The organism is Brevibacillus massiliensis (genome assembly GCF_000311785.1).
Classification (GTDB): domain Bacteria; phylum Bacillota; class Bacilli; order Brevibacillales; family Brevibacillaceae; genus Brevibacillus_C; species Brevibacillus_C massiliensis.
The window spans coordinates 208,154-216,056 of the sequence record NZ_HE978542.1 but is presented as its reverse complement, the minus strand read 5'-3'; the positions used below and the strand labels follow the sequence as shown (position 1 = coordinate 216,056).

At 55.7% G+C, this 7,903-nt stretch carries 10 protein-coding genes; 4 read left to right on the top strand and 6 right to left on the bottom strand.

Going from position 1 to position 7,903, the window contains the following annotated elements; all coding sequences use genetic code 11:
• Positions 1-32: 32 nt before the first annotated feature.
• Both HGBM_RS16595 and HGBM_RS16590 read right to left on the bottom strand, forming a co-directional pair.
• A complete protein-coding gene (locus HGBM_RS16595) occupies positions 33-1,364 on the bottom strand; it encodes a helix-turn-helix domain-containing protein (RefSeq protein ID WP_019122214.1) in 1,332 nt (443 codons plus the stop codon).
• 187 nt (positions 1,365-1,551) lie between these two features.
• Entirely contained in the window at positions 1,552-2,985 is a 1,434-nt protein-coding gene (locus HGBM_RS16590) for an RsmB/NOP family class I SAM-dependent RNA methyltransferase (RefSeq protein ID WP_035287276.1), read from the bottom strand.
• Positions 2,986-3,083: 98 nt separating this feature from the next.
• On the opposite strand from HGBM_RS16590, the gene HGBM_RS16585 reads away from it, so the two are divergent.
• Positions 3,084-3,848: a hypothetical protein gene (locus HGBM_RS16585; RefSeq protein WP_019122212.1), complete on the top strand. Its 765-nt coding sequence runs from the start codon at positions 3,084-3,086 to the stop codon at positions 3,846-3,848.
• Positions 3,849-3,876: 28 nt separating this feature from the next.
• Here the strand turns inward: HGBM_RS16585 and HGBM_RS31795 are convergent, their stop codons facing one another.
• From HGBM_RS31795 to HGBM_RS16570, 4 genes are read right to left on the bottom strand one after another with little or no spacing between them, the layout of a single operon-like run.
• Entirely contained in the window at positions 3,877-4,050 is a 174-nt protein-coding gene (locus HGBM_RS31795; protein WP_245553002.1) for a hypothetical protein, read from the bottom strand.
• Positions 4,047-4,358, bottom strand: coding sequence for a hypothetical protein (locus HGBM_RS31790; RefSeq protein WP_245553000.1), 312 nt, complete (start codon positions 4,356-4,358; stop codon positions 4,047-4,049). The genes HGBM_RS31795 and HGBM_RS31790 overlap by 4 nt, the downstream gene beginning before the upstream one ends.
• 20 nt (positions 4,359-4,378) lie before the next feature.
• Positions 4,379-4,816: a hypothetical protein gene (locus HGBM_RS16575; protein WP_019122211.1), complete on the bottom strand. Its 438-nt coding sequence runs from the start codon at positions 4,814-4,816 to the stop codon at positions 4,379-4,381.
• Between the two features lie 3 nt (positions 4,817-4,819).
• Entirely contained in the window at positions 4,820-5,026 is a 207-nt protein-coding gene (locus tag HGBM_RS16570) for a helix-turn-helix transcriptional regulator (RefSeq protein WP_026074478.1), read from the bottom strand.
• Positions 5,027-5,308: 282 nt separating this feature from the next.
• Between HGBM_RS16570 and HGBM_RS16565 the strand changes: the two genes are divergently transcribed.
• From HGBM_RS16565 to HGBM_RS16555, 3 genes are all read left to right on the top strand, one after another.
• Entirely contained in the window at positions 5,309-6,373 is a 1,065-nt protein-coding gene (locus HGBM_RS16565; protein ID WP_019122209.1) for an ABC transporter ATP-binding protein, read from the top strand.
• A gap of 65 nt (positions 6,374-6,438) precedes the next feature.
• Positions 6,439-7,317 carry a carbohydrate ABC transporter permease gene (locus HGBM_RS16560; RefSeq protein WP_245553004.1) on the top strand — a complete coding sequence of 293 codons (879 nt, stop codon included), beginning with the start codon at positions 6,439-6,441 and terminating at the stop codon, positions 7,315-7,317.
• A gap of 14 nt (positions 7,318-7,331) precedes the next feature.
• The coding region (locus HGBM_RS16555) for a carbohydrate ABC transporter permease (RefSeq protein ID WP_035287358.1) at positions 7,332-7,903 on the top strand (572 nt) is incomplete at its 3' end.

Genomic DNA, 7,903 nt, shown 5'->3' with positions numbered 1-7,903 from the left:
ATCGGATGCAAAGAGGTGTTTTTGCTGTCTATTTACTGCCCGGACTGTTCATGCCCTTGGCGGTTTCGATGGGGGATTCGGTATATTTTTCGCGGTCTGCCCCGGTTTGTCGGCGCCTCTTCGCCGATCAGTTCGGCGAGGCCGTGTGCTGCCAGATCAGTGAGGATGCGGCGGGCATTTCGCCTGGTCATGCCCAGCAATTCGGCCACCTCTGGGGCGCTGAGCGAATTTTTCCCCAGGTGTTTTTGCACGGCCTGCAGCTTTTCATACGTGGTGATGGCCACTCCGGCTTTCTTCAGCAGCCCGCACATCTCCATGTCGTCGGTGCGGTACGTAAAGCTGATGCTGTCAGGCTGCTGCAGAGGACCTTCAATCCTGCCCTCGTCGTCGACCAGGATCGCACAGGACCCTGTCTTCTGGGAGTGTAGCAAGGCGAGCTGGGCATTGCGCTCGGCGGCCAATGCGGTCACCCCGTATCCTATTCCGATATTCGTCTGCAGATCGGTCAGGAAAGCGATTCGCTCCAGCAGCATCGAGGCGTGGGCATTGGGATTGCCTTCAAAGGCTCCGCGCGTGGAAAAGATCAGGTACTTGCCGTTCCCGAGGGAGATAAACGACCCGGAGACCTCCTCCACGTAGTCGAGGATCGTGTCCTGCAGGCGCAAATGAAGCCGGCTGACGTCATAAGCGCTTTTGTTTTCCCCGATCAAGGTTTCCAGTCCGTTGATCTCGATCAGCATCACGGCAATCTGCGACTTTTTAAAGTGGAGGGTCTCGCCTGCCGTACGGGCCAGATTCAGCATGCTGCGAATGGTCATCCGGTTGGGCGTTATCCGGTAGACGGGAATGCCTTCCGCTTTTAACGCTTCATAGACAGAGCTGATACAGGTGGCACAGGCGTCGACCTTCCCTTCGCGGAACAAGGCGGTGTGAAAAGCCGCCAGCTCCTGGCTGGGTTTGTAGCCCGGGTAGGACAGCAGGTGGATTTGCCCGAACGGCAAGCCGAGCTCGGTGCAGGTCTCCTGCAGATGGTTCGGCAAAAACGTATCAAAGCTTACGCGATCCAGCCTCAATCGGTCGCGGTAGACGAGCTCGAGCAGCACTTTGGTCAGGCTGGAACCGTTCAATTGCGGATACAGCATCTTCTGCTTGTGGAGAAGATCCCGGGCGATGGCATAAGGGGCCTGTCCGGAGAAAACCCAGATGTCGATCTGGCCGTCCGCTTGCTGAATGATGTTCGGCGTATCTTCGATCTTCTGATAGATCATGGGAATGATCGTCATATCTTCCTGAAACTCTTTGCCGATCTCCGTGATCAATTCAATGGAGTCTTTTGGACCCACTGCTCCGACTCTCGCAATCATAGCGCACCCTGTCCCTTTCTTCTTGCACCAAATCATCACGTATAAAAGAATTCGTTCAGTGACATAAAATTCCTTTCAATTATTTAGACTTGAACGTGACGCCACGTCACATCGGGCGCAAACGAGACCGCATCGACCGCCGCAAGCTGAGAAAAGCTGTCCTGCTCAGATGAGCAAGACAGCTTTTTTACGTCCAGCGCAGCCCTTTCGGGTAGTGGTTTTTCAGCTGCCCGCCTGATTGCTTGCCCCAGCCGAGAGAAAAACCGTCTACCGTCACCAGCGTCCAGCCAGCCTTGCCGTCGCAGGCCAGGCTCTCCCCTTTCAGGTAGCGCAGCACCTCGGTGGAATCACTGGGGAAATCTGCTGTGCGGGCTGCATCGGCAGCTCTGCAGGCCAGCGCCAGGGCGTGCGCCGGTTCAAAACGCTGTTTTTTCACGGTCCCCAAATGGAGGCCCGGCCGCAGCACTTTTAATCCGCTCAGGTCGACCGGCTCATCGGGGAGAGCGTAGAGCTGATCCCCAAAGAGGGTGAAGCCATACAGGCGGTTCGCATTTGCGCGCAGGCCAGGGAGGGTCTCTTCGGCAAAAGCCTGCCACAGTGTCAGCGCCTCTCGGCTGACCGCGGCTGCAGGCTGGGCTGCCTTTCCCTTCTTTTTCCGCTGGATGCGGCCTTCCTCCGGGTGGCCGGGTCCTGGGGCAGCATCTGCCTGTTTGTGCAGCTTTGCGATGAAATGCCCTTCTCCCGCCAGCAGATGGGGCCAGAGCCGCGCCGTGAGCTGCAGCTGCCGGTTGCCGCTCTTCGACCATTCCGGCCGCCCCGGGGCAAAATGTTCCCGGTGAGCGATCGGCTGCAGTTCAAACTCCGGATGGGCCGCCAGAAATTTTTCGATGGTCTGCTCGTTTTCGAGCGGGGCGAACGTGCAGGTGGAATAGACCAGAGTTCCTCCCGGTTTCAGCATCTGCGCGGCTGAATGAAGGATCTGGGTCTGCATGATGTGGCATTCGCTTACCTTTTCAGGCGACCAGTCTTCGCACGCCTCCGGAAGCTTGCGAAACATGCCTTCGCCCGAGCAGGGAGCGTCGACCAGGATGCGGTCAAAGTACTGTGGAAAGCGCTCGGCTAAACGCTCTGGCGTCTCGCTGACCACGAGTGCACCCGTTACCCCCATCCGTTCGATGTTTTCAGACAGGGCTTTGGCCCGGACCGGATGAATTTCGTTGGCGATCAAGAGGCCGTCGTCGGCAAGTGCCGCGGCGATCTGGGTGGATTTTCCTCCCGGTGCCGCGCACAAGTCAAGCACCCGCTCACCCGGCTGTACATCGAGAGCGGCAGCCACCGCCATCGCACTCGGCTCTTGTATGTAGTACAAACCCGCGGCGTGAAAGGGATGTTTGCCGGGGCGGACCGTATGCGGATAGGTAAACCCAAAGTCGCACCAGGGAATCGGCTGAAGCGGGAAAGGGCTGATCCGGCGGAAGAGCTGGGGGTCCACTTTCAGCGGATTTACCCTTAAGCCGTGCCAGGGGTGCTCTTGATAACTCTGGAAGAATAGGCCGGATTCGCCCTGCAGCAGCTCCTTCATACGTTGCTGAAACATAGGCGGTAATGGTATAAGATTCATGGAGACCTCCGTGTCGATTATTTTCCCGCGAGGAATGGAGCGAACAGGAGAACCGCAAAATATGGCGAATTGTAACTTGCAGTGAGGTGAACGTAGCTTTGAAAGAATCGCGTGTAGAGAAGCACCGCAGCCAACGGAAGGTAGACAGCGACGTGACGAGATTCTGGGTGTTGGGTTCCCTGTTCGTGCTGCTCGTGCTCGCCTTTGAATTCTATATTGAGATTCCTGAGCAGGCCCAGTGGCTGCAGGAGCTGGAGATGGCTCTGTTCAGCGCCAGCTTTACCCTGCTCGCCTTTTATCTGCTGGGGCTTACCTTCGTATTTTCCCGCCAGGAGCAAGCGGGCAAGATCAACTATCATGTCATTATCTATTCGTGGCTAGGTGCTATTTTATTTCACTTGTTTTTATTGATCAACAGCAATGTCAATACGCACATCTACAAAGCCGGCATCATTCTGTTTTTAGGTCCGCTGTTTTTGACTGTTTTCCATTTTATCACGTACTTGTCCGCTTTGCGCGAGGCGCGGCGGGAAGCCCGGCTGGCAACAGAGGCTTCTTACGAACGGACGGTCTACCAGCTGGTCCTCGAGGGGACCAAGACGTACAATGAGATCAAACGGCTGAAGGAGCTGTATCCAGAAGTGGAGCAAATGCTTCGGGCGAACGATTTTTACATCAAAATGGAGCGGTTTATCCTGGAGATGCAGCAGTACTTGCAGGCAAGCAGGTTCGGCCGAAAAGACGTGGAACTGTTGGAAGGGCACTACCTCTTTTTGGAAAATCTGTTGATCCAGGCCAAGCAGTACCCGGAAGTCAGGGAATCCCGCTCGTTTCGCCACCGGGAAGAATGGGAGGATCATTAATGCGAAAGAGACGCCCCAACAGGGCGTCTTATTTCTTTAGCAGGTCGTAGAGCAATCCGCCGTTATCCTTCATCTGAAAAAAAACGACACCGTAGTGTGATAGCACTGCTACGGCAATCGTCCAAGTAGCCAAGCTGAGCAGGATCCAGATCGTCATCTGCTTCTGCGTTGCGCCGAAGGCCATTCCCATCACCGCGGTCAAATGAGTGCCAACCAGAAGCGGACCCAGAATGGAGAAGCCGGGTAGTCCGTACTTGTTCCACAGATGTTTTGCCCGCTGCTGGCGCTTGGATGGAGCGGTCCCCCTTTTCTCCTGGCCCACCCCCCTTTCAAACGGTCAATAAACAGGATGGCAAGCAGGAGCGTCAGTACATTCCCCATAAAGGCAAGCACTGTAACCAGTGATGTCGACAAACCCGCGAAGATTCCCACGGGAATCATGACAATCGCTTCGACCATCGGTACAGCAGAGAGCACAAACACAAGAAAATACGGCCAAAATACAGTCATGGTTTTCCTCCAGAAGAAGTTTAGTATTGATTTAGCTTACGGATGGTCAGCCAGTACACGATGTACTGCCCGACGCCCAATACTCCGATCAGCGAGAGCGCCAGGTACGGAAAATCGGGAAACCAAATGCAGAACGCAGTGGAGATTGGCAGGGCAAACGTATAGTAAATGTACACATTGCGGCAGGCGTTGAAGGTGACCCACCTTTCGCCTTCATCCATTTCGCGCAGCTCGGGAGGCAGCAGACTGTTCAGAGACACTTTCTGCCGGGGATACTTCTTGTTGTGAAACAGAACAAGGATAACCCACAGCGGGAAGATGACGCCGAGCAGCAGTGCCGCGGAAACTATCAGCGAACTGTGCGATTTGGCATCTTCGGCGACGGTAAACACAAACCCGATCAACCCCAAAAACATGACCAACGGAATAAAAGGAGAGCGCACCAGACGGGGCAGCATAAACTATTCACCTTCCTCTTTCAGTGAAAATACTTCCTCTACCGGAACCCGAAATGCATGGGCAATCTTCAGCGCCAATGCAACGGAAGGAGCGTAATCCCCCTTTTCGATGAGGCCGATTGTCTGCCGGGTAACCTGAACGACATTGGCCAAGTCTTGCTGCGACCACTTCAACCTCGCGCGGTGTTCGCGAACTCTGTTTTCGAGCATGGCCTCACTCCCGGGAGAAGATTTGATGTTGATCTGATTGTAAAAGATCGTTTGCAAAATGTAAATGATCATTTGCAAAATGTAAAGGATCATTTGCAAAATGTAATAAATTCATGACATTACTACAGGTAAGTAGAAGCAGGCTGCGCTGTTTACCAAATCTTTTCCCTTTCTTAATAGACGCTCCATTTGCCTTTAACAAGCAGGTTTTACCATGGAATTGTTGCTAAGCATCACTGTCGGGCACACAGGTGCTGCTGAATAAAGACAGGGGGGATTGGGATGGCGCAAGTCGTCTTACAGCAAGTAGCGAAGACATTTCACCATCAACCGGTCGTGAAAGGGCTTGACCTGGTCGTCCCTGACGGGTCATTTACCGTGTTGGTGGGACCCTCGGGCTGCGGCAAGTCGACTACGCTACGCATGATTGCCGGTCTGGAGAGCGCATCACAGGGGGATATCTGGATCGGCGGCCAGCGGGTGAACGAGCTTCCCCCGGGAAAACGGGATGTGGCGATGGTGTTTCAAAACTATGCGCTGTATCCGACGATGACCGTGTTTGACAACATCGCCTTTGGTCTGCGCAACCGGGGAATCGCAAAAAAGGAATGCAAACGAATGGTTGAAGAAATTGCCGCCGTGGTAGGACTGAGCGGGTATCTGCAGCGGATGCCGTCGCAATTGTCAGGCGGTCAGCGCCAGCGGGTCGCATTGGGGCGGGCGATGGTGAAGCAGCCGCAGGTCTTTTTGATGGACGAACCGCTGTCCAATCTGGATGCCAAGCTGCGCAACCAGATGCGGGTAGAGCTGTCCAGTCTCCACCGTCAGCTTTCCAGCACGTTCATATATGTGACTCACGATCAGGTGGAAGCGATGACGATGGGCGATCAGATCGTCGTGATGAATGAGGGGAGGATCATGCAGGTCGCTTCGCCGCTTGATTTGTACCACGATCCGGCCAACCTGTTCGTGGCGCAGTTTATCGGCTCGCCGGCGATGAATATCTTGCCGGCGGCAGAAGCGGGAAAACTGCTCGGCTTCCGGCCGGAGAAGGCGGTGATGCTCCCGGCAGCCGTGCAGTCCCTAGTCCCGGAATCCGCTCTGGTCCTGCGCGGCACAGTCGTCTCCAGGGAAGTGCTCGGTTCCGATGTCCTCTACCACGTAAAGGTGCCAAGCGGCAGCGTGATTGTCAAAAAGGACCCGGAGTCGCTGCTGGAGACGGCGGCAGAGGTCCAGATTGCCGTGCCGGTCGAGTGCATCTATCTGTTTGATCAGGCGACAGGGGAGCGGATTCCCGCCCGTGCCGAGCAGATGCCGAGGCGCTTCCTGGCAGGGGGCATGAGCTGATGCGGCAGGAGATGACGCCGGCGGCACCGGCTTCCGGGATCGGGGCGAGGTGGACGCTGAAGCGAATGGCGGATCTGGCCCAAACTCTCCGGCCTTATGCCTACGTCGCACCGGCGATGATCTTCTTTGCCGCCTTCTTTTTCTTTCCCATCGCCTATATGATCTACCTCAGCTTTCAGGATTGGTCCCTGCTTTCGCTGGATGAGATGGAATGGGCGGGAACGGCCAATTACGAGGCGCTGTTTGCAGACGCGGATTTTTACCAGGTACTGAAGGGTACCCTGGTGTACACCGTAAGCACGGTTGCGATCGGCATCGGGGCGGCCCTGCTGCTGGCGCTGTGGCTCAACCGGAAGGCGAAAATCTACGGCCTCGTACAGGCGGCCGTGTTCAGTCCGCACATCATCTCGCTGGTCTCTGTCGCGATGCTCTGGATGTGGCTGATGGATCCGCAGTACGGGCTGTTGAATGCCATCCTGGAGTTCCTTGGACTGCCTGCCTACACCTGGCTGGCGGATACGAAAAGCGCCCTCGTTTCACTGATCCTCGTCAGCGTCTGGAAGGGAATCGGATACAATACGCTGGTGTTCATCGCCGGTCTGCAGAGCATTCCCAGGGAGATTTACGAGGCGGCTGCGCTGGATCGGTCGCCCGGCTGGAAAACCTTGTGGAAGATCACGATCCCGATGCTGTCGCCCACCCTGTTTTTCCTGCTGGTGATCAACACGATCTCTTCCTTTCAGGTCTTCGATACGATTTACATCATGACCCAAGGCGGACCGGTCAACAGCACAAATATGCTCGTCTTTTACATTTACGAACAGGGAATGGATTTTTACAACGGCGGAATCGCCTCTGCTGCGTCCGTCGTTCTGCTGGGCATCGTCGGTGCATTGACGCTGCTTCACTTCCGGTTCATGGAGAAGCGCGTTCACTATCGCTGAAAGGAGGGGAAGGTTTGAAACGGAGACAACTGGGATCAATCTCCTGGAAAACAGTCGAATGGGGACTGCTCATCGCCGTGTCGCTGATCTTCGTCTTTCCGTTCCTCTGGATGTTTCTGACCGCGTTCAAAACGATGCCGGAAGTCTACCGGTTTCCTCCCACTTTTTTGCCGGAGGCATGGCAGTTTGAAAACTTTCAGCTGGCCTGGAAGTCCGGACCGTTCCTGACGTACGTGGCGAACAGCGCGCTTGTGGCGGCAGGCATCCTCGCCCTGCAGCTTTTGACCGGCGTTCCGGCGGCTTACGCGTTTGCCCGCTACCGGTTTCCCGGCCGCAACCTGCTGTTCGCGCTGACGCTCATCGCCTTGATGATCCCGCCTCAGGTGATCTTTTTGCCGATTTATGTCGAGATGAGCAGCTGGGGATTGGTCGATACCCTCTGGGCGCTCATCCTGCCTTACGGCGCCAGCGCCTTCGGTATCTTTCTGCTGCGGCAGTCGTTTCTGCAGGTTCCCGACGAGGTGATCGAGGCGGCTCGTCTCGACAACGCTTCGGAGTGGAAGATCATGTGGCGGGTGATGGTGCC

Bases quoted from the DNA above. Each gene is read 5' to 3' on its own strand.
- HGBM_RS16595 (WP_019122214.1), bottom strand. From the start codon at position 1,364: ATGATTGCGAGAGTCGGAGCAGTGGGTCCAAAAGACTCCATTGAATTG.
- HGBM_RS16590 (WP_035287276.1), bottom strand. From the start codon at position 2,985: ATGAATCTTATACCATTACCGCCTATGTTTCAGCAACGTATGAAGGAG.
- HGBM_RS31790 (WP_245553000.1), bottom strand. From the start codon at position 4,358: ATGACTGTATTTTGGCCGTATTTTCTTGTGTTTGTGCTCTCTGCTGTA.
- HGBM_RS16575 (WP_019122211.1), bottom strand. From the start codon at position 4,816: ATGCTGCCCCGTCTGGTGCGCTCTCCTTTTATTCCGTTGGTCATGTTT.
- HGBM_RS16570 (WP_026074478.1), bottom strand. From the start codon at position 5,026: ATGCTCGAAAACAGAGTTCGCGAACACCGCGCGAGGTTGAAGTGGTCG.
- HGBM_RS16565 (WP_019122209.1), top strand. From the start codon at position 5,309: ATGGCGCAAGTCGTCTTACAGCAAGTAGCGAAGACATTTCACCATCAA.
- HGBM_RS16560 (WP_245553004.1), top strand. From the start codon at position 6,439: ATGGCGGATCTGGCCCAAACTCTCCGGCCTTATGCCTACGTCGCACCG.